This window comes from Vreelandella neptunia (genome assembly GCF_034479615.1).
Classification (GTDB): domain Bacteria; phylum Pseudomonadota; class Gammaproteobacteria; order Pseudomonadales; family Halomonadaceae; genus Vreelandella; species Vreelandella neptunia.
The window spans coordinates 1,835,792-1,857,537 of sequence record NZ_CP140255.1 but is presented as its reverse complement, the minus strand read 5'-3'; the positions used below and the strand labels follow the sequence as shown (position 1 = coordinate 1,857,537).

The window sequence follows — 21,746 nt, the reverse complement described above, 5'->3', positions numbered from 1 at the left end:
CGATTAATTTCAGCGTCGGCTACTTTACTATTTTCTTAGGAGCTCGCATGAGCATACTTGCGATTGTCATTTCGCTACTTTTATTAATGTTCCTCGCTTATCGAGGCATCTCGGTGCTGCTGCTGGCTCCTCTTATGGCATGTTTAGCGGTGTTGCTCTCTGGAGATGCCGCCTTTTTATTGCCGATCTACACCGATACCTTTATGAGCGCGCTGGGCAACTACGTCATCCAGTTCTTCCCGCTGTTTCTGTTGGGCGCTCTGTTTGGGCAGTTGATGGCCGATTCCGGTGCCGCCCAATCGATTGCCAACGGGATTGTCAAAAAGCTTGGTACCCACCATGTCGTGCTTACCGTGGTCATGGCCTGCGCGGTGCTCACCTATGGCGGCGTATCGCTGTTTGTGGTTGCTTTTGCCATTTACCCGATCAGCCGCGAACTGTTTCGCAGCGCCAATGTGCCCAAACGGCTAATTCCAGCTTCTATTGCGCTAGGCTCTTTCACCTTCACCATGACAGCCCTGCCAGGGACACCTTCGATACAGAACGCGATTCCCATTCCTTATTATGAAACCAACAGCTTTGCGGCACCCGGTCTCGGTATTATCGCCGGGCTGATTATGCTTGGGCTGGGGACTTTCTATCTTCAATCACGGGTAAAAAAAGCCGCATCAAAGGGTGAAGGATACGGCCACCATACTGAGCGCGAAGCAGTTGCCAATGAGGAGCAAGAACAAGCACCCACTAGCCTTCCGCTGTGGCTGGCACTGATACCCATCATTATGGTGATTGGTTTGAACGCACTGTTTACCTACGGTGTGTTTCCCGCCCTTGATTTAAGGTTTATCAGCGACGAGTTTGAAAATGTATCGCCATCAGGTCAGAGCGGGCTTTGGGCCATTCTGATCGCCCTGCTCAGTGCATCTGCATGGCTGATTATTACCCGCTGGAAGCACTGGCTGGATCTTAAAGAGAGTGTCAATAAAGGCTGCTTGGGCTCACTGCTACCAATTTTCAACACGGCTTCAGAGGTAGGCTACGGTGCCGTCATTGCCAGCTTGGCAGGCTTTGCCATTATCCGCGATGCCGTGCTTACTGCTTCACCTGGCAACCCACTGATTTCAGAAGCCATGGCAATGAGCGTGTTAGCGGGGATCACTGGCTCCTCTTCCGGCGGGCTCTCAATTGCGCTAGAAACTCTGGGCAGCGAATACTTGGCCATGGCCCAACAAGCAGGTATTAGCCCTGAACTCATGCACCGCGTAGCAACGCTGGCTGCAGGTGGCATGGATACGCTTCCCCACTCAGGGGCGGTTATCACCCTGCTGGCTATCTGCGGCCTTACCCATCGCCAATCGTATGGCAACGTTGCCATGGTAACCATCGCTCTGCCGATCTTTGCACTAATCAGCGTAATTACCTTGGGTACACTTTTTGGCAGCTTCTAAAAGCGCACAACGCATGCGATAGTGAGCCTAACTGTTAGCCCGCCAATAAAGAGAACATGATGGCCTTCGTTCTTCGCCACTCGATGCTGCTGATTATATTGGGAAGCCTGGTTCTTTCTACAGCCATGGGCTTACGCCATGGTTTTGGCCTCTTTATGGAGCCACTCAGCAGCGAACTAGGCTGGGGGCGTGGCGTGTTTGCCTTTGCATTAGCCTTACAAAACCTGGTTTGGGGCTTATCGCAACCCTTTACCGGGGCACTCGCGGATCGCTTCGGCGCGGCCAGAATTATCGTTGTAGGCGGCTTGCTATATGCCTTGGGGCTGCTGTTTATGAGCCTCTCTACGTCTGAACTAGGCATGACAGTCAGCGCCGGACTGTTGATTGGACTTGGCCTCTCAGGCACCACATTCTCAGTCATTTTAGGTGCCGTGGGCCGCGCAGTAGCGCCTGAAAAACGCAGTATGGCCATGGGGATCGTTAGCGCAGCGGGCTCGTTCGGGCAATTTGCCATGCTGCCCGGCACTCTTGGTTTGCTCGAATGGCTCGGCTGGGCTGCAGCGCTGATGGCGATGGCGGCTATCGCAACCATCATCATTCCCCTGGGGGCAATGCTGCGCGATAAGCCCTCGGCCAAAACGGCAACCGATTTAAGCCTGAAAGATGCGCTCAACGAAGCAGCTAGCCAAAAAGGCTTCTGGCTACTCTGTTTAGGTTTTTTTGTCTGCGGCTTTCAGGTGGTGTTCATTGCCGTGCACCTTCCCGGCTACTTATTCGATAACGGCCTGGCGGTACAGGTGGGCACGACGGTACTGGCCTTAGTGGGACTGTTCAATATTGTTGGCACTTATACCGCGGGTTGGATGGGCGGCATCTGGTCAAAACCTAAGCTGCTAACCTGGCTCTACTTGATTCGCGGCGTGGTGATTACGGCGTTTGTTTATTTGCCGTTAAGCCCCGTCAGCGCTTACCTATTTGGTATCGTCATGGGACTTCTATGGCTCTCTACCGTGCCGTTAACCAACGGCATTGTGGCTTCCGTGTTTGGTGTTCGCCACCTCTCCATGCTGGGCGGCATCGTATTTCTCTTTCACCAGTTAGGCTCTTTTATGGGGGTATGGCTAGGTGGCTATTTTTATGACCTTACTGGCAACTATAATACGGTCTGGCAAATTGCTATTGTGCTCTCGGTCGTCGCTGCTGCACTGCATTGGTTTATCAATGAAAAGCCGCTTGAGCGCTCGCAATCAACAACGGTGACTCCATGACAATCAATAACTCACTCAAGGCCATGGTAGCAATTCTGCTGCTAACCTGCTTAATGCTCGCATGGTGGGGCTGGCAGCATATGGATGCTGCCTTGTTACTGATGGGAACCCGGTTATGCTAACGAGCAAAGGTTGACTACTTGTTAAGATGACTATTCCCTACCCTGAACATGTCGCCGTGGTGGTAACCACTTTTGTTACCGTTGTCATTGCAGTACTGCTTCACTATGAAGCCCTGTGGCTTATCTCGCGCCAAATAGAAAAGTCTCGACGGCCCCACCGGCAACGCATCCTGGCGATGGCGTTTGGCGTATTAATGACACACATTGCTGAAATTTGGCTGTTCGGGATTACGGGCTGGTGGTTAACCGACCAGTTAAGCATCGGGGCTTTACGAGGGTACGACAGCTTCAACGTCCTTGATTATATCTTCTTCTCTGCGGTGACCTATACCACCGTGGGCTATGGCGATATTTATGCCATTGGGCCGATACGCTTTCTGTACGGTACGTTGGCCTTGACAGGCTTCGTTTTGATCACTTGGTCAGCATCGTTCACTTTTATAGAAATGCAAAAGCACTGGCGGGTTGGCAGATAGTCAGCACCGTTTCGCGCTCTAGGGATCCGGCATGTTTGAAGTAGTTATTCTATCGGTAGCATTTGTTTTTGGCATCGCAGCGCGGCAGCTAAGTTTACCTCCCCTTGTAGGGTTCTTAGCAGCAGGGTTTGCACTCAATGCTTTTGGCCCCAATATTGGCCTACCAGCGGATGCGGGCCCACTACTTGAGCACCTTGCCCATCTGGGGGTGCTGCTACTGCTGTTTACCATTGGTCTTAAACTCAATATACGCAGTTTGGCTGAACCCGTTGTACTGGGAAGCGCCTTTATACACTTGACGATTACCTGCGTGTTGTTTACAGCAGGTTTTGTCATTTTCCTATCGCTGCCTCTTGATAAAGCAATACTACTTGCCATTGCGCTGTCTTTTTCAAGCACGGTGTTAGCGGCCAAAGTACTCGAAAGCAAACGCGAATTACGCGCCCTGCACGGCCGAATCGCGATTGGCATATTAATCATTCAGGACCTAGTTGCCTTAGTGGTTCTTAGCGTTTATGGCGGTGACTCCCCCAGCCCCTGGGCTGTGCTGGTTTTCCTACTGCCACTGTTAAGGCCGGTACTTTATTGGCTTATGAATGCCGCACAGCACGATGAGCTGCTGGTGCTGCTAGGCGCCGTGTTAGCCATTGCCGTTGGCGGCATGGGCTTTGAAGCCGTTGGTTTAAGCTCTGAAGTAGGCGCTTTGGTGATGGGGCTTCTGCTTGCCAAGCACCCCCGTGCACAGGAGTTATCTAAGGCGCTGTGGGGAGTGAAAGAAGTGCTATTAGTCAGCTTCTTTCTGCAGATTGGCATGGCAGGATTACCCGATAAAGAAGCACTTGTCTTTGCGGTAATCCTGGCTGTTCTGCTTCCATTTAAAGGGGTGTTGTTTTTTGCCCTGCTCATTGCCTTCCGTATCAGAGCGCGCAACGCCTTTCTGGGTGGCTTGAGCCTAACGGCCTATAGTGAGTTTGGTCTGATTGTCGCTGCGAGCATTTTGCCAGAGTGGCTGGTTCCGCTGGCTATTACCGTTGCCCTATCCTTTGTTATCGCTGCACCGCTTAACCGCATTGCCCATCAACTTTTTGATCGTTGGGAGAATAGGCTGCTCCGTTTTGAGCGGCACGCCCGACACCCTGACGAGCAGCCGGTAGATTTAGGTAGCGCCACCATTCTGGTATTGGGCATGGGTAGAACAGGTAACGCCGCCTACGATTTTTTTACCGACAAGGGCTTGTCGGCAGTGGGCATTGATTCAGATCCCAATAAAATAAGTACTCAACGACATGTTTTTTATGGTGATATCGAGGATGTGGGCTTTTGGCACCACCTTGATATTGCGCAAATAACTGCTGTTACGCTAGCCACTCCGGAACTTGAGAGCAAGCTTATTGCCACCCGCGAACTACGCGAAGCGGGCTTCACTGGCCACATTATTGCGGGCATCCACTTCCAGGATGAAGCCGACCCGCTGCATGCCGCTGGAGTAGATCAAACGTATTTGCTGATGACCGGTGCGGGCATCGGTATTGCCGAGAAAACTTGGGAATGCCTGCAGTCGCCGCCGTTGTAGACGCTTGAGAAAGTGGTGTTAACCAATGTGACGATTGCCGCCAAAAAACGGAACAGCAGCGCCATAAGGACCAACAGGGCCATACCTAAATTGTGCTTACTCGTTGCCTCTCACTTTTTGTTCATGACCGATACGTGGACTTTAGCTCAGCAAGAAAGCTTTGTGCAAACAGTTTAGCCTTGGCTAACAATATTGCACAAAAATACGTTAATATCCTCCCCGACTATCCAATGATTGTTTCCACTGCTTCCGATATAATTTACCAATGACTGATTCTAATCCAAACGCCTCATTGACTACCCCAAGCATTCCTGGAGATGCGCTGCCCCCCGTGGAGCAGCATGCCCAGCAGTATGCAACGGTGCGAAATGCGCACGAAACCGAACTGATCGAAGACTATGTCGAGCTAATTGGCGACCTGCTGGCTCACCGCGGCGAGGCGCGTGCGGCGGACATTGCCAACCGTATGGCGGTCAGCCAAGCGACGGTTTCAAAAATGATTCGGCGTTTAAATGAGCTGGAGCTGGTCACTAGTAAGCCATATCGCTCGCTGTTTCTAACCGAAGCGGGTCAAAAAATGGCAGAAACGTCACGCGCCCGCCACGATATCGTGCTGCACTTCTTACGTGCTCTTGGGGTAAGAGATGCGACTGCGCGTATTGACGCTGAAGGCATGGAGCACCACGTTAGCGACGAAACCCTCGCCATCATGCAGCGCTTTACCGAGCAGCAGCACAACAGTTAAACCCGCTGCTCGTCATCGGTGTGAAAATCGCAGATGATTCACCTGGGTAATCGCGCCGTTCCAAATCATTTCCAGGTCAGTGGTTTGGATAATGTCAGCCACACAGCTTGGTGTCATCAGCGCCCAGCATTTTGCATTAAGTTTGCGAACGGAGTGGTAGCGAAGCCCACCCCCACACCGTCGTATTTCAGCGCCAAAGGGTTGCGATATTGAATATATCATCGGGCGTATAAATAGCATGCTCAATAGGTAAAACGAGCGCATCGTAACACCCACCCTGATCAAAAGTGGCTTTTAAACCACGAAAAACAAACCGTTCGTAGTGCAATCCTGACACATTTTGCCAATACACCTGCTGGTGGTGCTTTACTTCGGCAATCGCCGTTTCAAGCGTATCGCCGCTGCTCTGTTTTGGAAAATATCGTGTGCCGTCTGCATAGTATTACCTTGCCGTCACATGCTGTCTACAGACACTAGTTTAACAAAAAAGTATCCGCAAATACTCATTCAAACTTTCATCTACTTATCAATTAGCTTTTTGACACTTTGGCAGGCATCCCCAGCCGCCCTATGCCTGGCAACTTCAAAGCAGGTCGCATGACATCAATACCAAAACTCAAGCCAAGTAAGTTGAGTTCAAGCCCCTCTTCCAGTGCCAGCATAATGCCGAACACCCCACCCAATGACAGCTGGTAACCGCTGCCGCTGGGCGCAGGAGCCAAAACGCCATTGAAAATATAATCTTTGCCAATGGCCGTGACGGGCAGCGTCACCTCAAAGCCTGGCACTTCGCGGATAACCCAAGCAATAAAGCTATTGCTGTTCGGACCAGGCCACACTCGATAAAGCTCCGCCTGGGGATAGTCAGCGGCGGCGGCCTCTATCTGCGGTATCATTAGCGTAGCCGCATCGCCGCGATAGTCAGCTAACAGCGTCGGAGGATTGCCAAACCAGGCTCGATCAGGCGTATCGATTGAAGACACTACAGTAGGACGGCGCCAGCTCAATACTTGATGGAGTCGATAGCTATCGGCGTTCTCCGCCTTGGTCGCAATCCAGATATGTTCGCCAAACGCCCCGCGCCAGTTGTAAGCACGAGCAGAATAAACCTGAACCACGGCTTCAACGGTTTCCGCTGGGTCAGGCGCTATACCAGCTGAGGATCGATCCAACGACGACCAATGGGCATCAATCTCCACCTGGTTACTCGCCAGTATCCACACAGGCCCCGCCAACAGCAGCGCTAAAAGCACCATAAGACGGAACAACCAACGCAGTAGCATTTTCATTGCTTTATCCGTAACTGAAAATAATCTGCTTAGTACCGCGATAGCACGTTGGGCGCAAGTATGTAACTAAACGATTAAGGAAGTGGCAGCATTCAAGAAAGGGGATTGAAAGGGTAATAAGATTAACGAGGACTGAAAATGGAGGCGACCCCAAAAGCCACATCCCGGCACACGCAGCCACCACTACCGTTGCTCCCTTCCGGGCCTGGCGGGGTTCGCAGTTTAGCGTTGCGGGAGGACCTAAGGGGCCACCATAACGGCACACAATGTTATCTCGTAAGTGTGCTGAGGCTGATGTGGTGGCTACGCCCTGATTTGAACAGGGGACCCCATCATTATGAGTGATGTGCTCTAACCAGCTGAGCTACGTAGCCTTTCCCTCATCAACGGGTGCAGATTATGCCTACCTTAATGACGAAAGGCAAGCCGGATTCCGGCTTGCCACCATCACCGAAATTCGCTTACTGAATAGCGGTACGTACAGCCTCTACGCCTGGCTCGCCGTCACGTGTTGTAACACCCTCTAGCCATTCGTCCAGTACGCTATCATTAGCCTTCAAGTAGTCACGCGCCGCATCACGGGGGTCTTCGCCATCATCCATGATCGCGCTCATTAGCTGATTTTCCATCTCCAGCGTAAAGGTCATATTGCGCAGCAAGGCACCCACGTTCGGGCACTCATCCACAAATCCCGCACGGGTATTGGTGTGCACGGTGGCGCCGCCTAAATCTGGGCCAAAATAGTCGTCGGCATCAGAAAGATAAGCCATATCGAAGTTAGAGTTCATGGGGTGTGGCTCCCAGCCCAAAAACACCATCCACTGTTCATTGGGCACCCGGGCGCGCAGTTCCGCAAGCATTCCCGCTTCGCTGGAATCGATCACCTGCCAATCGCCTAACCCATACGCATCGTCATCGATCATCTGCTCAATTAACTCGTTGCCGTCGTTACCCGCTTCGATGCCGTGCACGCTACGCTCGAACTGCTCCGCATGTTCCGCTAAATCGTTAACCGAGGTTACACCCGCATCGTAAACATATTGGGGAACCGCCAGGGTGTACTTTGCCCCTTCCAGGTTGGTTGCCAAGCGCTCAACTTCACCGCGCTCGATATAGGGATCACTAATCGAGGCCATCGAAGGCATCCAGTTACCCAGGAAAACATCGAAATCATTGTTACGCATACCGGCATAGGCAATCGGAACGGAAACGGTATCGACGCTTGGCTCATAGCCAAGCCCTTCGAGGACTTCGCTAGCGAGCGCAGTAGTAGCGGTAATATCCGTCCAGCCCACTTCGGCAAAGCGCACGCTGCTGCACTCGTTTGCATAGGCTGCCGCGGGCAGACCCGCTGCCAGCAATAAAACACCTGCATAGCGTGAAGAAGTTCTGCTCATCATCGTTGTCCCCTTTTATAAGCTGATTGCCAATACGTGTTGCCAAAACGTATTGCCAAAACATGGATACGAACACTCAGTTACTGCCGTGGTCGCAGTGCGTAGAAATCATCGGCGTCTTTTTATTGATTGAACGTTCAATAAAAAAATGCCATCATTGTTAGGTAATCATGTCTACGCTCGGGTTTCAAGCAACGACCCTGATAGGCATTCAACGAATTAGGAGAACGTCGTGCCAAAGGTGGGAATGGAACCGATACGCCGCCAGCAGTTAATCAACGCGACCATGGCAGCCATTGATGAGGTCGGCTTAGCCGAAACTACCGTGATGCGCATTGCCCGCCATGCGGGCGTTTCAGCAGGCATCATCAGCCACTACTTTGGCGGTAAAGATGGCTTGCTGGAAGCGACGATGCGGCAAATCCTGACCGACCTGTCTGGAGCCGTTGCGGTGCGTCGCAATGCGTTGGAAGACGACTCTCCCCGCGCCTATATCGGTGCCATTATTGAGGGTAACTTTGACCGCACTCAGGTCACCGGCCCCGCCGCCAAGACATGGTTAGCGTTCTGGGCCAGCAGCATGCATAAGCCTATGCTGCAGCGGCTGCAAAACGTCAATGATCGCCGGCTTTACAGCAATTTATGTCACCAGTTCCGACGTGTTATGCCCCGTGCAGAAGCCCGCAACGCAGCACGCGGCTTAGCCGCCATGATTGATGGCCTATGGCTGCGCGGCGCGCTAACGCCCGAAGGCCTCGATGCTGCAGAAGCACGCTTTCTTGCTCACACCTATCTCGATCAACTTTTTGCTCACTATGGATGCCCAAAGGCCGCATCCAACACTTACAGCTAATTTTATTACCTTACTGGAGGAGACCTACATGGCCGCTCAAGACGTACAGCCACTTTATATTGATGGTCGCCAGGTAAACGCCACTTCAGGCGATACTTTTACCGTTACCAACCCCTTCGATGGCAGCCTGCTGGCCACTATCGGCCAAGCCAGCCAAGCGGATGTTGACAGCGCGGTTGCTGCAGCCCAGCGCGGCCAACGCCAGTGGGCCGCGATGAGCGGCATGGAGCGTTCACGTATCATGCTGCGCGCCGTCGCGCTGTTAAGAGAGCGCAACGACGAGCTTGCCAAGCTTGAAACCCGCAATACCGGCAAGCCGATCAGCGAAACAGCCAGTGTCGATATCGTTACCGGTGCAGATGCGCTGGAGTATTACGCAGGCTTGGCACCGGCTATCGAAGGTAGCCAGATTCCCCTGCGCGATAGCTCCTTTGTCTACACCCGCCGCGAACCGCTGGGTGTCATTGGCGCCATTGGCGCCTGGAACTACCCGATCCAAATTGCTTGCTGGAAAGCCGCACCGGCGCTGGCGGCAGGCAACGCCGTGGTATTCAAGCCCAGCGAAGTAACCCCGCTCACCGTGATGAAACTGGCGGAAATCTTCACCGAGGCAGGCCTGCCCAACGGCGTCTTTAACGTGGTGCAGGGCGACGGCCGCGTGGGCGCCATGCTTACCGAACATCCGGGCATCGCCAAAGTCTCGTTCACTGGCGAAGCCGGCACCGGCAAAAAAGTCATGGCCGCCGCCGCAAGCTCGACGCTCAAAGACGTCACCATGGAACTGGGCGGCAAATCTCCGCTGTTGGTCTTTGCAGATGCCGATCTTGATCGCGCTGCTGATGCCGCCATGATGGCCAACTTTTACTCCAGCGGCCAAATCTGCACCAACGGCACACGGGTATTTGTTGAACGCAGCGTTAAAGAGGCCTTTGAAGCCAAGCTGGTAGAGCGCGTTAAGCGCATCAAAGCAGGCGACCCAATGGATCCCAGCGTCAACTTTGGCCCCCTGGTCAGCTTTGAGCATCAGGAGAAAGTGCTCTCCTATATTGCCCTGGGCAAAGAGCAAGGCGCCCGTCTGCTCGTGGGTGGCGACGACTGGAACACTGGTAGCTTTGCCGATGGCGCCTGGGCCGCCCCCACCGTGTTCACCGACTGCACTGATGAGATGCGTATCGTGCGCGAAGAGATCTTTGGCCCAGTGATGTCGGTACTCGCCTTTGATGACGAAGCAGAAGTCATTCGCCGCGCCAATGACACTACCTACGGCCTTGCCGCCGGTGTCTTCAGCGAAAGCCTGAACCGCGCCCACCGAGTGATTCACCAGTTAGAAGCGGGTATTTGCTGGATAAACACCTGGGGCGAGTCACCCTCGGAGATGCCAGTAGGCGGCTATAAAGAGTCAGGTATTGGTCGCGAAAATGGTGTTGAGACGCTCAATCACTACACCCAGACCAAGTCGGTACAAATCGAGATGGGGCCGTTTGAGTCAGTGTTTTAATCCCTGAATTAACACTCTAAACACTGCGGCACAGGTAGGCATGAAAGCGAAACGTCTTTTTCAGGGCCGGAAAGAGCTCCATGCAATTCCGGCATTCCCGCCATCCATTGCGGTCAGATGAAAAAGCCGAGCGCCCATGGATGGGTTCACAGCGTTTTCGTGTCATGCCTACCTATGCCAACTCATTACCATCTTGATGAGGGAAGCACTGATGTCTCAACCACGCGAATTTGATTACATCATTATCGGCGCAGGCTCGGCGGGTAATGTGCTCGCTACCCGCCTCACCGAAGACAGCAGCGTCAGCGTACTGCTGTTAGAAGCGGGCGGGCCGGACTATCGTTTCGATTTCCGCACCCAAATGCCCGCCGCCTTGGCTTACCCACTACAGGGCAAGCGCTACAACTGGGCGTTTGAAACCGACCCCGAGCCGCATATGGATGGTCGCCGCATGGAGTGTGGTCGTGGCAAAGGGCTGGGCGGCTCCTCGCTGATTAACGGCATGTGCTATATCCGCGGTAACGCACTCGATTATGACAACTGGGCCAAGCAGCCCGGCCTTGAAGATTGGGACTACCTAAGCTGCCTGCCTTACTTCAAAAAGTGCGAAGCCCGCGACATTGGGCCCAACAGCTACCACGGCGGCGACGGCCCGGTCAGCGTGACCACGCCCAAGGCGGATAATAACCCGCTATACCGCACCTTTATTGAAGCCGGTAAGCAGGCTGGCTACCCGGAAACCGAAGACGTTAACGGCTACCAGCAAGAGGGCTTCGGCCCTATGGATCGCTTCGTTACGCCCAAAGGCCGCCGTGCATCAACGGCCCGAGGCTACCTGGATACCGCCAAACAGCGCCACAACCTCACCATCGAAACCCACGCCGTTACCGACGTTATTGAGTTTGAAGGTAAACGTGCAGTGGGTGCGCGCTATGAGCAGAAAGGCGAAAAACAGCAGGCCTACGCCCGCCGCGAAGTACTCCTGTGCGGTGGGGCCATCGCTTCTCCGCAAATTCTTCAGCGCTCAGGCATCGGCAACCCTGAACTGCTGAAGGAGCTGGGTATCGAGACGGTACACGCTCTGCCCGGCGTAGGTGAAAACCTCCAGGACCACCTGGAGATGTACATCCAGTACGAGTGTAAAGAACCTATTTCGCTCTACCCCGCGCTTAAGTGGTACAACCAGCCCAAAATTGGCGCCGAATGGCTGTTTAAGGGCACCGGCGTAGGCGCCAGCAACCAGTTTGAATCCTGTGGTTTTATCCGCAGCCGCGATGAAGAGGAGTGGCCCAATCTGCAATACCACTTCCTGCCCATTGCCATTAGCTACAACGGCAAAAGCGCGGTACAGGCCCATGGCTTCCAGGCCCACGTTGGCTCTATGCGCTCAGAAAGCCGCGGGCGCATCCGACTGACGTCAAAGGATCCACACGCGGCGCCTAGCATCCTGTTCAACTACATGGCCAAAGAGAAAGATTGGCAGGAATTCCGCGACGCCATTCGCCTCACCCGCGATATCATCGCCCAGCCAGCGTTTGATAAATACCGCGGTCGCGAGATAGCGCCAGGCCCCGACGTGCAGTCGGATGACGAACTCGACGCCTTTGTAAAACAGCACGCCGAAACCGCCTACCACCCTTGCGGTAGCTGCCGCATGGGCGAGGGTGAAATGGCCGTCACCGACGGCCAGGGTCGCGTCCATGGGATTGAAGGCCTTCGCGTCGTAGATGCTTCACTATTCCCGGTGATTCCCACCGGCAACCTGAACGCACCCACCATTATGCTGGCCGAAAAAATCGCCGACCGTATCAAAGGTCACCAGCCGCTCCCCCGCGCCAGCGTTGACTATTACGTCGCCAACGGCGCACCGGCCAAACGCGCCTGAACATTTAGTCGGTTTTTTACTCCAAACGCCATGGCCTATCGCCATGGCGTTTTTTTTTGATGGGCACAACGCATTTGCAGCGTTAAACATGGCTAAATACTTGCACGAGGCGGCTTTCATCTGCCAATATTCAAACAAGTGTTCGATTGACGGTTTTATTGCCGCTCTTGACTCAGATTTATCTAATAACAGCTGGCCAGCAATAAAGGCCAACAACAGAGAGAGACTTTATGCTCACCCTACTCCTTATCGTGCTCGCCATTGCTGGCTTGCTCGTCGTAATGCGTCGCGAAGCAGGTGCCCCAGCTGCACTAGCGGTGCTTGGCGTATTGGGCCTTGTTGGCCTGCTGTTTGACGCGGAAGTCATTGGCGTACTGCTGCTGATTGGCGCAGCGGCCGTGGCAGTAGCCGGCCTGCCAGCGCTGCGTCGCAAGTGGCTCACGCCGCGCCTATTCGCCACCTTTAAAAAAGTCGCCCCCAAAGTTTCCGCCACCGAGCGCACGGCCCTGGAAGCAGGTAGCGTCTCTTGGGACGGCGAGCTATTTTCAGGCAAACCCCAGTGGGAAAAGCTGCTCGCCTTTAAAGACGACGGCCTGCGCGACGATGAAAAAGCCTTCTTGGCCAATCAATGCGCCAAAGCCGCTGGCATGTGTAACGCCTGGGATATCGCCCAAGAGCGCGCCGACTTGCCCCAGCAGCTGTGGGACTTCCTGAAAGCAGAAGGCTTCTTCGGCATGATTATTCCGAAGGAGTACGGCGGCCTTGGCTTCTCAGCTAAAGCGCAGTCCATGGTATTGCAGAAGCTCTCCGCCAATGAAACCCTGATGGTGACCGTGGGCGTGCCTAACTCTCTAGGCCCTGGCGAGTTGCTGCTTAAATACGGCACCCAAGAACAGAAAGACCACTACCTGCCGCGCCTATCCGATGGCCGTGAGATCCCCTGCTTTGGCCTCACCGGCCCCCGCGCAGGTTCTGACGCCACTTCGCTGCCCGATACCGGCGTAGTGTGCAAGCAAACCATTAACGGCGAAGAAGTGCTTGGCCTGCGCCTTAACTTCGAAAAACGCTGGATCACCCTAGCGCCTATCGCCACTGTGGTCGGCCTTGCATTCCGTCTGTTTGACCCGGAAAAATTGCTCGGTGACGAAGAAGATCGCGGCATTACCCTGGCGTTGATCCCACGCGATACCGACGGCATGGAAATTGGCCGCCGCCACCACCCCATCGGCAGCCCGTTTATGAACGGCCCGATCATTGGTAAAGATGTCTTTGTACCGCTGGATACCATCATTGGTGGCCCTGACATGATCGGCCAAGGCTGGCGGATGCTGGTCGAGTGTCTGTCTATCGGCCGTTGTATCACGCTGCCGTCAGGCGCGACCGGCACCGCACGCTACGCCCTAGGCTGGAGCGGCGGTTTCACCCGCGTTCGTCGCCAGTTCAATGTACCGGTAGCCGAGATGGAAGGTGTACAAGAGCCCCTCGCCCGCATGGCGGCGCTGGCGTATATCTCCCAGGCCACCGTGTATCAAACCGCCAATATGATCGATCACGGCGAAAAGCCCGCCGTACCCTCGGCGATCCTGAAAAGCCAGCTGACCGAGTTCCAGCGCGTACTGCTTAGCGACGCCATGGACGTTCACGGCGGCAAGGCGGTTACCCTCGGCCCACGCAACTACCTGGGTATCGGCTACAGCGCCAACCCGGTGGCAATCACCGTGGAAGGCGCCAACATCATGACCCGCAACCTGATGATCTTTGGTCAGGGTGCTATCCGCTGCCATCCCTACGTGCTGGACGAGCTGGCGGCGAAAGACGCCAACGATATCAAGGCGTTTGATAAAGCCTTCTTCGGCCACGCGGGCTTAATCTTTGGTAACGCGGCGCGGGCCTTTACTTTAGGCTTTGGCATCGGCAAAGCCAGCGTACCCTTCGATGGCCCCGCCGCCGCCTATGCCCAGGATATTGCCCGTCTCTCCGCTGGCTTTGGCCTGTGTGCCGACGCCGCCATGGCGAGTCTGGGTTCAGCACTTAAGAAACGCGAAATGATCTCCGCGCGGCTGGGGGACGTGCTGTCTAACCTCTATCTCGCCTCCATGGTTCTCAAGCAGTGGCAAGCAGGCAGCAAGGTCGAAGGCGAAGAGGCGCTGCTGCACTACAGCTGCCGTTTCTTGCTACAGCGTGCCGAGCAGGCGTTTGTGGAGATTTTTGATAATTTACCCAACCGTGCGCTGGGCAAAACGCTCAACGCCGTAGTGATGCCCACCGGCCGCCGCTGGAACAAACCCCACGACGATCTGGCTCGCGATATCGCTAAGCGTGTGTCTACTCACAGTGCTCTACGCACCAAACTGCTGGAAAACACCTGGGACGCAGACGACGGCGAACAGCGCAACCCGCTGGCACGCTACAACGCCTTGCTGGTCGATTATGACCGCGCCGAGGCGATTTACCGGACGGTTAACAAGGCCTATGCCAAAGGCGAGCTACCGCAGACAGCTCTACATCCGGAAGCACGCGTTGAGGCTGGCCTGGAAAAAGGCCTGATCAGTGCTGAGGAAGCGGAGTTTATGCGCACCTTCGAGACCGAAGTATTGGAAATGCTCACCGTAGACGATTTCGCCTACGATGCCTTTGCCAAGAATAAGTCCACCTTGATCGATCACAACGGAAAACCTTCGCCAGCGCCGAAGCAGGCCGAGGAAAACATTAAGTAACACCCTATTTTCAATGTATTACCTGTAAATAGCCGACTCCTGCGTGCCAGGGGTCGGTTTTTTTGTGTTCACTTTCTACGCCTAAATGCGTAGTCCGATGAATCAAAAACGCGTTGCAAGTTCGCAAACGATCAACTAGCCTTTCGTAAACGAAAGCGACTAGTCCTATAAAGTCGCATTTAAATAGCGCTCTCCAACCGCTATTTCCAATAACAATGACGCTAGCGAGATCGGCATGTCCTTACATTTACAAAATATCGATCACATCGTTAACGGTGTGCCGCATATCAGTGGAGTTGATCTAGCCCTTGAGCCAGGCTCCTTCAACGTGCTGCTTGGGCGAACGCTTGCTGGAAAAACCACCTTGATGCGCCTAATGGCAGGGCTTGAACCGCCTACTCGGGGCAAAATTATTATGGATGGCAAAGACGTCACGAACGTCTCTGTGCGTAAACGCAACGTCTCCATGGTGTACCAGCAGTTTATCAACTACCCCAGCCTCACCGTTTACGACAACATTGCGTCCCCGCTTAAACTGGCCAAGCAGCCAAAAAGCGAAATTGATAAGCGGGTTGGCGAAATTGCTGAGATGCTGCATATCGAACATCTGCTAAAACGCTACCCTCAGGAACTCTCCGGCGGCCAGCAGCAGCGTACCGCCATGGGTCGCGCACTGATCAAAGATGCCGACTTAATTCTGTTTGATGAGCCGCTGGTCAATCTGGATTACAAGCTCCGCGAAGAGCTACGCGATGAGTTGCGTGACCTGTTTAAAGCGCGCAACTGTATTGCGGTATACGCCACCACCGAGCCCAATGAAGCGTTGGCGCTGGGCGGTAACACGGCGGTACTTCACGAAGGCAGGCTTCTCCAATACGGCCCTACCGAGCAGGTCTATCGCGAGCCCAATGGCCGCTTTAGCGCAGAAATGTTCTCCGAACCCCCAATCAATATCGTTCCCGGCCAATTGACCGACAGCGAGATCACCTTCGACCAAACGCTTCACTTTCCCTGTGATGACGAGCTAAAGCGTCTTGAACCGGGTGATTACGACTTTGGCGTGCGAGCTTCGCATCTTACTCTACAACCCCAGCAGGCCGATGACCTGGCCCTGGATGTCCATGTGGACGTAGCGGAAATTAGCGGCTCTGAAACCTTCCTACATGTACGCCACGAACGCTTCCCCTTAGTGCTGCACTTAGCGGGCATTCAACAGTTTAGTGTTAATGAACCCCTGAAAGTGTACTTCCCCATTCATCAACTTTACGCCTTCGACAAACAGGGTCACACGGTACATATTCCTGCGCGTCAGGGAGGAGCTGCCCATGGCTGAGATCACACTAAAAGGCTTGGCGCACTCCTACGAAAAAACGCCCCAAGGTGCGGCGGATTACGCCATCCGACAGATGGATCACGTATGGCACCAGGGCGGCGCCTATGCCCTATTGGGCCCATCAGGGTGCGGTAAATCGACCCTACTGAACATTATTTCGGGCCTGCTTGAACCTTCAGAGGGCGACGTACTTTTCGACGGCCAGCGGGTCAATGAACTGCCCCCTGAAGAGCGCAATATTGCCCAGGTGTTCCAGTTTCCGGTGATCTACGACACCATGACGGTGTTCGATAATCTTGCCTTTCCCCTGCGCAACATGAATACCCCCGAGTACCGGGTGAAACCCAAGGTGCTCGAAGTCGCCGATATTCTTGAGCTGACCCCTTTGCTGGATCGTAAAGCCAAAAACCTGACCGCCGACGAGAAGCAGAAGGTTTCCATGGGCCGTGGGCTGGTGCGCGATGACGTAACGGCGATTCTGTTTGATGAGCCGCTCACCGTTATCGACCCGCAGCTAAAGTGGAAACTGCGCCGCAAACTCAAGGAGATTCACGAGCGCTTCAATATCACCATGATCTACGTGACCCACGATCAGCTCGAGGCCTCTACTTTCGCGGATAAAATTGCCGTGATGTATGAGGGCCAGGTGGTGCAATTCGGCACCCCACGTGAGCTGTTCGAGCGCCCTGCGCATACCTTTGTGGGTTACTTTATTGGCAGCCCGGGCATGAATTTTATGGCCGTGGAATATCGCGACGATCAGGTAATGTTCGGCACACAGCCACTGCCGGTTAGCGAGCAGATGAAACACGCAGTCGCCAACGCTAACTCTAACAACATTAAGCTGGGCATACGCCCCGAGTTTATCGCCATTTCCTCAAGCGAAGTGACCAATAGCGTGCCGATTCAGGTGACCAGCGTGCAAGATCTGGGCACCTACTCCCTGCTGACCTTCAAACTCAACGAACAAACGTTTAAGGCACGCCTACCTGAAGGCCATCCGCCGGTCAGTGAAGCGGCGTTTGCGCACTTCGACGAGGCGCACGTTGCGCTGTATATCGATGAATACCTGGTGGAGGCTGGCCATGAATAACAAAGTACCCAATAACAGAGCCTGGCTACTGGTGCTCCCCATGCTGGTATTGGTGGCGTTCTCGGCCATCATTCCACTCATGACCGTGGTCAACTACTCGGTACAGGACGTGCTTGGCCCCAATGCGAGCTTTTTTACTGGCACCGAGTGGTTTAAAAGCATACTCAACGACGACGCGCTACAGGCAGCGTTTCTGCGCCAAATTTCGTTCTCGCTGATTATTCTCGCCATTCAGATTCCACTTGGGATTGGCATCGCACTCATTATGCCCAAACGCGGTTGGCAAGCCTCGGCGGTGCTAATCCTGATTACTCTTCCGTTGCTGATTCCCTGGAACGTAGTGGGCAGTATCTGGCAAATCTTTACCCGTGGCGATATCGGCCTAATGGGCTGGGGGCTTCGCGAACTGGGCATCGAATACAACATTACCCGCAATGCCGGCGACGCCTGGGTAACCATCATTTTAATGGACGTGTGGCACTGGACGCCGCTGGTGGCCATGCTGTGCTATAGCGGTCTCCGCTCGATTCCTGAAGCCTACTACCAGGCTGCACGTATTGACCGTGCCTCTAAGTGGGCGGTGTTCCGCTACATTCAGCTCCCCAAGCTAACCAACGTGCTGGTCATCGCCGTGCTGCTGCGCTTTATGCACTCTTTTATGATCTATGCCGAACCCTTTGTACTGACGGGCGGCGGGCCGGGCAGCGCCACCACTTTCTTAAGTCAATCGCTAACCACTATGGCTGTCGGCCAACAGGATTTAGGCCCTTCTGCAGCTTTCTCGCTGATCTACTTCCTGGTCATTCTGCTGGTGAGCTGGGTGTTCTACACCACCATTATGAATATGCAGAAAGACAAACCGCCGCACGGAGGTGCCTAACATGAGCTATCAACTCGAAAACACTCAGCGCGGTGAAAAGTACAACACCATTTTTAGCAAGGTTTCACCGGCCAAGCGGCGTAACCGTACTGCCCGTGCGCACTGGCGTTCACGTCTCCTGCTTGGTCTTTATCTCGCGCTAATGATTCTGCCCATTTACTGGCTGATCAATATGTCGCTCCAGACCAATAGCGAAATTCTGGGATCCATGACGATGTGGCCCCAGAACCTCACCTTTGACAACTATATCGGCATTTTCACCAACTCAAGCTGGTACATGGGTTACGTCAATTCGATAATCTATGTGGCGATGAACATGCTGATTACCATCTGCGTGGCGCTACCGGCCGCTTACGCCTTCAGCCGCTACACCTTTATTGGCGACAAGCATCTGTTTTTCTGGCTACTGACCAACCTAATGGCCCCGCCTGCAGTATTTCTGCTGCCTTACTTCCAGCTCTACTACTCGGTTGGCCTGTTCGATACCCACATCGCCGTCGCGCTGGCTCACTGCCTGTTCAATATCCCCCTCGCTATCTGGATTTTGGAAGGCTTTATGAGCAGCGTGCCTAAGGAGATCGACGAAACCGCCTACATCGACGGCTATAGCTTTCCGCGCTTCTTCGTCAAGATTTTTATCCCCATGATCCGCTCAGGCATTGGCGTCACACTGTTCTTCCTGTTCATGTTCTCCTGGGTAGAGCTGTTGCTGGCCCGCACGTTGACAGCCACTGATGCCCAGCCCATTGGCATGATCATGACACGCACATCGACTGCTTCGGGGATTGACTGGGGCACCCTGGCCGCTGCAGGGGTGCTCACCATTATCCCCGGCATTCTGGTGGTCTACTTCGTTCGTAACCATATCGCCAAGGGCTTTGCCCTGGGCCGTACCTGAGGAGATCTCGCTATGTCTTGGATGGTATGGACTGTGCCCACCGCCATATTCTTTTCATCAATTGCGGCCATGCTGGCAGGCATGACGATATGGGAGATTATGTCGCCCACTATTGAGCGCAAAGGGTTTCTACCCATTGCCACCACTCGCGGGGATCGGCTGTTTATCGGTCTGCTCTCCGCCGCCTTTATCCATTTGGGCGTGATCGGCTTTACGTCACTCTCCATTTGGATAGCACTAGCGGTATCAGCCCTATGGCTGCTGGTTTTAATGCGCTGGGGATAGCCCTTGAGACTAGCTCTTGAGACTAGCCCTTGGGAAATGCCATCAGCGTTTAATCGGTATCAAGGACGGCCAAGCCATCAAGGAAGAACACAACAAAACGAGGTCAATATGCAAAAGCACTACAACAAGTCCAGACTGACTAAGTTCAAGCTGACAACCCTCGCCGCCGGCTTGTTACTGGCATCGGGTACACTGTCAGCACAGGAACAGGACGCCCGCGCCATTGCTGAACGCTTGGTCGACGAGCACTTTCAGAACTCGACACTAAGTCGTGAAGAGCAGATCGAAGAGCTGTTATGGTTTGCCAAGGCAGCAGAACCTTTTCGCGGTATGGACATCCAGACCGTCGCCGAAGGTTTAACCACTCACGTCTATGAAAGTGAAGTGCTCGCGGAAGCCTTCAGCGAGCTGACCGGCATTAACCTGACCCACAACATCATCGGTGAAGGTGATGTGGTGGACACCATGCAGAACCAGATGCAGTCGGGCAACAGCATCTACGACGGTTTCGTCAATGACACCGACGCTATCGGCACGCATATTCGTTATGGCACCACCATCAACCTGTCGGAAGCCATGGAGAACGAGTGGGCGGACTATACGTTGCCCACACTGGATTTAGACGACTTCATTGGGCTGCAGTACGGCACCGGGCCTGATGGCAGCCTCTATCAACTACCTACCCAGCAATTCGCGAACCTTTACTGGTTCCGCTATGACTGGTTCCAGCGTGAAGACCTTCAGGAACAATTCCGCGATATTTACGGCTATGACTTAGGCGTGCCCACCAACTGGACAGCTTATCAAGACATTGCCGAGTTCTTCACCGAGCACGTGGGTGAAATAGACGGAACCAAGGTATATGGCCATATGGATTACGGCCGCCGTGATCCGTCACTGGGCTGGCGTTTCCACGACTCCTGGCTCTCCATGGCAGGCATGGGCAGCCCTGGCGTTCCTTCCGGCAACCCAGTAGATGACTGGGGTATTCGCGTTAATGAAGATAGCCAGCCAGTTGGTGCAAGTGTTAGTCGCGGTGGTGCAACTAACTCACCGGCCTCGGTGTTTGCCATGCAAAAAGCCGTCGATTGGCTACGTGACTTCGCCCCACCCGAAGCGCAGGGGATGACCTTTGGTGAAGCGGGCCCAGTACCTGCGCAGGGGCACATCGCCCAGCAGATTTTCTGGTATACCGCCTTTACTGCCGACATGACCGATCCTGCGGTCGCGGTGACTGATGATGAGGGCAACCCGCTTTGGCGCATGGCACCTTCGCCTACTGGCCCGTACTGGGAAGAAGGCATGAAGGTGGGTTATCAGGATGTGGGCGCATGGACGTTCTTCGATTCAACGCCAGAAGATCGTCGCACCGCGGCGTGGCTGTTCGGCCAGTTCACCGTGTCTAAAACGGTGTCGCTGGAAAAACTCATGCACGGTCTAACGCCGATTCGTGAATCCGACATCTTCTCTGAGCAGATGACCGAGATGGCGCCCAAGCTGGGTGGCCTGGTGGAGTTCTACCGCAGCCCCAACGAGTCGAACTGGACGCCTACCGGTACCAACGTGCCTGATTACCCGCGTATGGCTCCGCTGTGGTGGCAAAACCTGGCACCCGTCATGAGTGGTGAAGTCACGCCTCAGGAAGGTCTCGATAAACTGGCGGCGGATATGGACAGCACGATGAACCGCCTGGCTCGGGCCAACGTCTTCGACAGCTATGCGCCCGTGCTCAACGAAGAGCAGGATCCGCAATACTGGTTGGATCAAGAAGGCTCACCCAAACCCAAGCTAGATAATGAAATGCCCCAAGGCACCACCGTTCCTTATGACGAAATGATGGAAGCCTGGATGGCAGCCGGTACGCGCCAAGAGTAACCACGCGTAACGCTTGCAGGGTGGGCAGCCGCCCGCCCTGCAAGGGTTTCATTGGCGGCAGGCCATAGCACAAGAGAAAACACCCACTGCAATAGGGCTATTTATTTGTTAATT

General features: G+C 54.3%; 20 protein-coding genes, 1 tRNA gene, 1 other RNA gene and 1 pseudogene. 17 read left to right on the top strand and 6 right to left on the bottom strand.

Features of this window, described 5'->3' with window-relative positions; all coding sequences use genetic code 11:
* The first annotated feature begins 47 nt into the window (after window positions 1–47).
* From SR894_RS08480 to mntR, 7 genes and pseudogenes are all read left to right on the top strand, one after another.
* Window positions 48–1,445 (top strand): GntP family permease, encoded by a 1,398-nt coding sequence (locus SR894_RS08480; RefSeq protein WP_133730645.1) that lies wholly within the window; start codon window positions 48–50, stop codon window positions 1,443–1,445.
* Window positions 1,446–1,504: 59 nt separating this feature from the next.
* A complete protein-coding gene (locus SR894_RS08475; protein WP_133730644.1) occupies window positions 1,505–2,713 on the top strand; it encodes an MFS transporter in 1,209 nt (402 codons plus the stop codon).
* Window positions 2,710–2,835 carry a hypothetical protein gene (locus SR894_RS08470; RefSeq protein ID WP_264478618.1) on the top strand — a complete coding sequence of 42 codons (126 nt, stop codon included), beginning with the start codon at window positions 2,710–2,712 and terminating at the stop codon, window positions 2,833–2,835. Before SR894_RS08475 ends, SR894_RS08470 begins: the two co-directional genes overlap by 4 nt.
* A 26-nt stretch (window positions 2,836–2,861) precedes the next feature.
* The gene (locus SR894_RS08465) at window positions 2,862–3,311 is read left to right on the top strand and encodes a potassium channel family protein (RefSeq protein ID WP_133730643.1); all 450 of its coding nucleotides are present in this window, start codon (window positions 2,862–2,864) and stop codon (window positions 3,309–3,311) included.
* A gap of 31 nt (window positions 3,312–3,342) precedes the next feature.
* Window positions 3,343–4,350: pseudogene (locus tag SR894_RS08460) on the top strand (cation:proton antiporter domain-containing protein); the annotation flags it as partial.
* 141 nt (window positions 4,351–4,491) lie between these two features.
* Complete coding sequence (locus tag SR894_RS22965; RefSeq protein ID WP_413614133.1) at window positions 4,492–4,884, top strand: NAD-binding protein; 393 nt, start codon at window positions 4,492–4,494, stop codon at window positions 4,882–4,884.
* A 265-nt stretch (window positions 4,885–5,149) separates the two neighbouring features.
* Window positions 5,150–5,629: a manganese-binding transcriptional regulator MntR gene (mntR, locus tag SR894_RS08455; protein ID WP_133730641.1), complete on the top strand. Its 480-nt coding sequence runs from the start codon at window positions 5,150–5,152 to the stop codon at window positions 5,627–5,629.
* A 12-nt stretch (window positions 5,630–5,641) separates the two neighbouring features.
* Here the strand turns inward: mntR and SR894_RS08450 are convergent, their stop codons facing one another.
* The 6 genes from SR894_RS08450 to SR894_RS08430 form a co-directional block, all read right to left on the bottom strand.
* A complete protein-coding gene (locus SR894_RS08450; protein ID WP_227406334.1) occupies window positions 5,642–5,851 on the bottom strand; it encodes an RES family NAD+ phosphorylase in 210 nt (69 codons plus the stop codon).
* Complete coding sequence (locus SR894_RS22905) at window positions 5,817–5,981, bottom strand: hypothetical protein (RefSeq protein ID WP_338072934.1); 165 nt, start codon at window positions 5,979–5,981, stop codon at window positions 5,817–5,819. Before SR894_RS22905 ends, SR894_RS08450 begins: the two co-directional genes overlap by 35 nt.
* 178 nt (window positions 5,982–6,159) lie before the next feature.
* Window positions 6,160–6,918: a DUF3750 domain-containing protein gene (locus SR894_RS08445; RefSeq protein WP_133730640.1), complete on the bottom strand. Its 759-nt coding sequence runs from the start codon at window positions 6,916–6,918 to the stop codon at window positions 6,160–6,162.
* 148 nt (window positions 6,919–7,066) lie between these two features.
* Window positions 7,067–7,163, bottom strand: an RNA gene (gene ffs, locus SR894_RS08440) — signal recognition particle sRNA small type.
* A 52-nt stretch (window positions 7,164–7,215) separates the two neighbouring features.
* Window positions 7,216–7,292, bottom strand: a tRNA-Met gene (locus SR894_RS08435).
* Window positions 7,293–7,379: 87 nt separating this feature from the next.
* The gene (locus tag SR894_RS08430) at window positions 7,380–8,318 is read right to left on the bottom strand and encodes a choline ABC transporter substrate-binding protein (protein WP_133730639.1); all 939 of its coding nucleotides are present in this window, start codon (window positions 8,316–8,318) and stop codon (window positions 7,380–7,382) included.
* Window positions 8,319–8,547: 229 nt separating this feature from the next.
* Between SR894_RS08430 and betI the strand changes: the two genes are divergently transcribed.
* The 10 genes from betI (at window position 8,548) to SR894_RS08380 (ending at window position 21,632) form a co-directional block, all read left to right on the top strand.
* Entirely contained in the window at window positions 8,548–9,168 is a 621-nt protein-coding gene (gene betI, locus SR894_RS08425; protein ID WP_208862642.1) for a transcriptional regulator BetI, read from the top strand.
* Between the two features lie 28 nt (window positions 9,169–9,196).
* Window positions 9,197–10,666: a betaine-aldehyde dehydrogenase gene (gene betB / locus SR894_RS08420; RefSeq protein WP_133730638.1), complete on the top strand. Its 1,470-nt coding sequence runs from the start codon at window positions 9,197–9,199 to the stop codon at window positions 10,664–10,666.
* 211 nt (window positions 10,667–10,877) lie between these two features.
* Window positions 10,878–12,551 carry a choline dehydrogenase gene (betA, locus tag SR894_RS08415; protein ID WP_133730637.1) on the top strand — a complete coding sequence of 558 codons (1,674 nt, stop codon included), beginning with the start codon at window positions 10,878–10,880 and terminating at the stop codon, window positions 12,549–12,551.
* A gap of 230 nt (window positions 12,552–12,781) precedes the next feature.
* Entirely contained in the window at window positions 12,782–15,268 is a 2,487-nt protein-coding gene (locus SR894_RS08410; RefSeq protein WP_133730636.1) for an acyl-CoA dehydrogenase, read from the top strand.
* A 235-nt stretch (window positions 15,269–15,503) separates the two neighbouring features.
* Window positions 15,504–16,601, top strand: a complete 1,098-nt coding sequence (locus tag SR894_RS08405; protein ID WP_133730635.1) for an ABC transporter ATP-binding protein — start codon at window positions 15,504–15,506, stop codon at window positions 16,599–16,601.
* Window positions 16,594–17,694, top strand: a complete 1,101-nt coding sequence (locus tag SR894_RS08400; RefSeq protein ID WP_133730634.1) for an ABC transporter ATP-binding protein — start codon at window positions 16,594–16,596, stop codon at window positions 17,692–17,694. Before SR894_RS08405 ends, SR894_RS08400 begins: the two co-directional genes overlap by 8 nt.
* On the top strand, window positions 17,687–18,574 hold the full coding sequence (locus SR894_RS08395; RefSeq protein ID WP_133730633.1) for a carbohydrate ABC transporter permease: 888 nt from the start codon (window positions 17,687–17,689) through the stop codon (window positions 18,572–18,574). Before SR894_RS08400 ends, SR894_RS08395 begins: the two co-directional genes overlap by 8 nt.
* 1 nt (window position 18,575) lies before the next feature.
* A complete protein-coding gene (locus tag SR894_RS08390; RefSeq protein WP_133730632.1) occupies window positions 18,576–19,472 on the top strand; it encodes a carbohydrate ABC transporter permease in 897 nt (298 codons plus the stop codon).
* 12 nt (window positions 19,473–19,484) lie between these two features.
* Window positions 19,485–19,757, top strand: coding sequence for a DUF2160 domain-containing protein (locus SR894_RS08385; RefSeq protein WP_133730631.1), 273 nt, complete (start codon window positions 19,485–19,487; stop codon window positions 19,755–19,757).
* 108 nt (window positions 19,758–19,865) lie between these two features.
* On the top strand, window positions 19,866–21,632 hold the full coding sequence (locus SR894_RS08380) for an ABC transporter substrate-binding protein (RefSeq protein WP_133730630.1): 1,767 nt from the start codon (window positions 19,866–19,868) through the stop codon (window positions 21,630–21,632).
* Window positions 21,633–21,746 lie beyond the last annotated feature (114 nt).

What these genes read in the sequence shown, in the direction of transcription:
- SR894_RS08480 (WP_133730645.1), top strand. Translation starts at nt 48, where the DNA reads ATGAGCATACTTGCGATTGTCATTTCGCTACTTTTATTAATGTTCCTC.
- SR894_RS08475 (WP_133730644.1), top strand. Translation starts at nt 1,505, where the DNA reads ATGGCCTTCGTTCTTCGCCACTCGATGCTGCTGATTATATTGGGAAGC.
- SR894_RS08470 (WP_264478618.1), top strand. Translation starts at nt 2,710, where the DNA reads ATGACAATCAATAACTCACTCAAGGCCATGGTAGCAATTCTGCTGCTA.
- SR894_RS08465 (WP_133730643.1), top strand. Translation starts at nt 2,862, where the DNA reads ATGACTATTCCCTACCCTGAACATGTCGCCGTGGTGGTAACCACTTTT.
- mntR (WP_133730641.1), top strand. Translation starts at nt 5,150, where the DNA reads ATGACTGATTCTAATCCAAACGCCTCATTGACTACCCCAAGCATTCCT.
- SR894_RS08450 (WP_227406334.1), bottom strand. Translation starts at nt 5,851, where the DNA reads ATGATATATTCAATATCGCAACCCTTTGGCGCTGAAATACGACGGTGT.
- SR894_RS08445 (WP_133730640.1), bottom strand. Translation starts at nt 6,918, where the DNA reads ATGAAAATGCTACTGCGTTGGTTGTTCCGTCTTATGGTGCTTTTAGCG.
- SR894_RS08430 (WP_133730639.1), bottom strand. Translation starts at nt 8,318, where the DNA reads ATGATGAGCAGAACTTCTTCACGCTATGCAGGTGTTTTATTGCTGGCA.
- betB (WP_133730638.1), top strand. Translation starts at nt 9,197, where the DNA reads ATGGCCGCTCAAGACGTACAGCCACTTTATATTGATGGTCGCCAGGTA.
- betA (WP_133730637.1), top strand. Translation starts at nt 10,878, where the DNA reads ATGTCTCAACCACGCGAATTTGATTACATCATTATCGGCGCAGGCTCG.
- SR894_RS08410 (WP_133730636.1), top strand. Translation starts at nt 12,782, where the DNA reads ATGCTCACCCTACTCCTTATCGTGCTCGCCATTGCTGGCTTGCTCGTC.
- SR894_RS08405 (WP_133730635.1), top strand. Translation starts at nt 15,504, where the DNA reads ATGTCCTTACATTTACAAAATATCGATCACATCGTTAACGGTGTGCCG.
- SR894_RS08400 (WP_133730634.1), top strand. Translation starts at nt 16,594, where the DNA reads ATGGCTGAGATCACACTAAAAGGCTTGGCGCACTCCTACGAAAAAACG.
- SR894_RS08395 (WP_133730633.1), top strand. Translation starts at nt 17,687, where the DNA reads ATGAATAACAAAGTACCCAATAACAGAGCCTGGCTACTGGTGCTCCCC.
- SR894_RS08390 (WP_133730632.1), top strand. Translation starts at nt 18,576, where the DNA reads ATGAGCTATCAACTCGAAAACACTCAGCGCGGTGAAAAGTACAACACC.
- SR894_RS08385 (WP_133730631.1), top strand. Translation starts at nt 19,485, where the DNA reads ATGTCTTGGATGGTATGGACTGTGCCCACCGCCATATTCTTTTCATCA.
- SR894_RS08380 (WP_133730630.1), top strand. Translation starts at nt 19,866, where the DNA reads ATGCAAAAGCACTACAACAAGTCCAGACTGACTAAGTTCAAGCTGACA.